General features: G+C 35.4%; 1 protein-coding gene. It reads right to left on the reverse strand.

The annotated features are described in order from the left end of the window. Nucleotides 1–42: 42 nt before the first annotated feature. Entirely contained in the window at nt 43–2,037 is a 1,995-nt protein-coding gene (locus BT797_RS10135) for a hypothetical protein (RefSeq protein WP_052678389.1), read from the reverse strand. Nucleotides 2,038–2,214: the final 177 nt, after the last annotated feature.

A 2,214-nucleotide genomic window follows, 5' to 3' on the forward strand; every position in this document is an offset into this window, starting at 1 on the left:
AGTTAGTTAGTTAGTTAGTTTTATCTTAATTATGCTCTAATACTATTGTCGATAATTACACATACTGCCAGAAACACTCGTAACGATATTAGTTTGTTTACCGTTCACTGTATCTTTGGTTTCTGTATAGATAGCAGGTTTAGTTCTTAGATGCGCCCCCTTAACATTATCGGCAGCCATTTCAAAACCACCATTTTCGCCTGTTAGGTAAGTTGATTCTCTTGTCGAAGGCGTAACTGTAAATTTAATTGGGTAAGAATAAAGCTGTACAGAACGAAGCGCACTCTTACGTTTTAAGTTATGAATATCACCGGTAAAATCATCCATTAAATAAGCAGGTACAACCCATACTTTTAGTGCCAACTTAATATTTTTATAACGCGTACGATATATGCCTTGCTTATAGTCAGGAAGTGAAAAGTTAATTGTATTTTTACCATAGGTATCTCGCCATTGATCAAAATCGATAGGAGTAGTTGTAATAACCTGCCTTTCTAAACCGAAATTTTCGGCACACTGATAAAAACCACAAATGGCTTGAGGTTTACTTGGATAAAACTGTTGTCCATCATTTTTAGATGTATTTTCTAATACAGCTTCAAGAGCAATCAATACTTTCGTTCCAGCATCACGCGCATCTTGCGATAATGCAGCTGCTAACTCAACCGTATTAAACGTAATACGAGGTCCTTCTTTTCGAACAAATACTGCACCTTTTAAAGTATATCCATTATCTTCAGTCCAGATCTTCGCATAACGGGTATTCCCTGGAGCAGGATAAGCCATAACCTCAGCTTGAGGAATATCCATTAAATTAAATGTACCTAACGGAGATTTAGTTGAATTGATACTACCTGGAAGTGGAAATGTCATCATTCTTACCGCAGAGCTTACCTTCGAACTGCCTCTCAGCGCCATTTCGCCAACACTCATAAAACTAGTAGGCTCAGGCATTTTAAACCCATCTAACTCCTGAGTGGGAGCAAAATCAAAATAATTTAATCCTTCCGAAGCTTTTGACAATATCTCAGGTGCAATGGGAACACCAACAAATGAAGCTGCACTCGAAACAATGCTAATACCGCTTTGTAAGCCTTTGATAAGCATATCGAGATTAGCATCACCTTTCTCTTTGTATACTGCTTTAGCAAAACGTTCATGATCTGTTTCATTAAATAAACGTTGATAGTTTTGGTAGCTCAATATACCAAGAGAATCTGGATCAAGCTTTCTACCACTCTTAATATAAGATGATAAGAAGTTTCGTTGCATGTATCCCCCCTCTTTCACAACATCAGATTCGGTACCTAAGTAACGACCACTGAGCTTAATAGTCGCTTGTTGGATTGGAGAAATACGAACAGCCATTTTTAGATTAGTAGTACTTACACAAGGATCATATGAAATAGGAAAATCACCAAAGACAAACTGTCCCGAATCATGTACATAATAACGAGCCAGACTTGTGGCTTCACGTGGGTAGTTTTCAATATCATGGCTACCAGTTGGCTTATAAGTAGAAAACAGATTTAATGGCTTATCATTAGGGTTATCTCCCTGCACTGAAAGTGAGAGTTCAACACTATTATATGTATAAGGAGCATGATTAATATAACTAACAACACGCACTATGCCACGAGAACGATTATAAAGTGCAATGTAGGGATAGCTGTATTCTTTATTTTCTTGTTCAGCACCATTTGAGTCAAAACCAAGCTCTTGATGAATAAGCTCCCAACCATCTTCAGCAGCAAAATCAGGTTTACCACTCGATCCCGCCTTCGCTGAGAAAGGGAATTTTTCTATATCATTAGAATAAAAAGGGCTCGTCACACGAATAACGGAATGATTGGAATAATTAGTAAAATTATTAATTAACCAATGTTTTTGACGCCAATCAAATGATGTATTTTGATAATCCTTCGTATTAACTGGTATATCAGAAATTTCGGCTACTGAATAGAATGGAAAACAGAACGCGATACAACAAAATGGCTTGATTAAGTTAAAATTAATGTTTTTAAATTTAAACTTCATTATTATTTGACCTCTTATTTTATAATTTATTAAATTTTCATATATTAATATTAATTATTTAAACATTCATAAGACATCACTTCCGATATACAACCCAAAAGGCACCCTGTAGTAGGAATGATACTTTTGTGTAGTTAATAACGTTTATTATATAGAACAACGTTTTATTAAAAAATA

This window comes from Moritella viscosa, from assembly GCF_900120065.1.
Lineage (GTDB): Bacteria > Pseudomonadota > Gammaproteobacteria > Enterobacterales > Moritellaceae > Moritella > Moritella viscosa.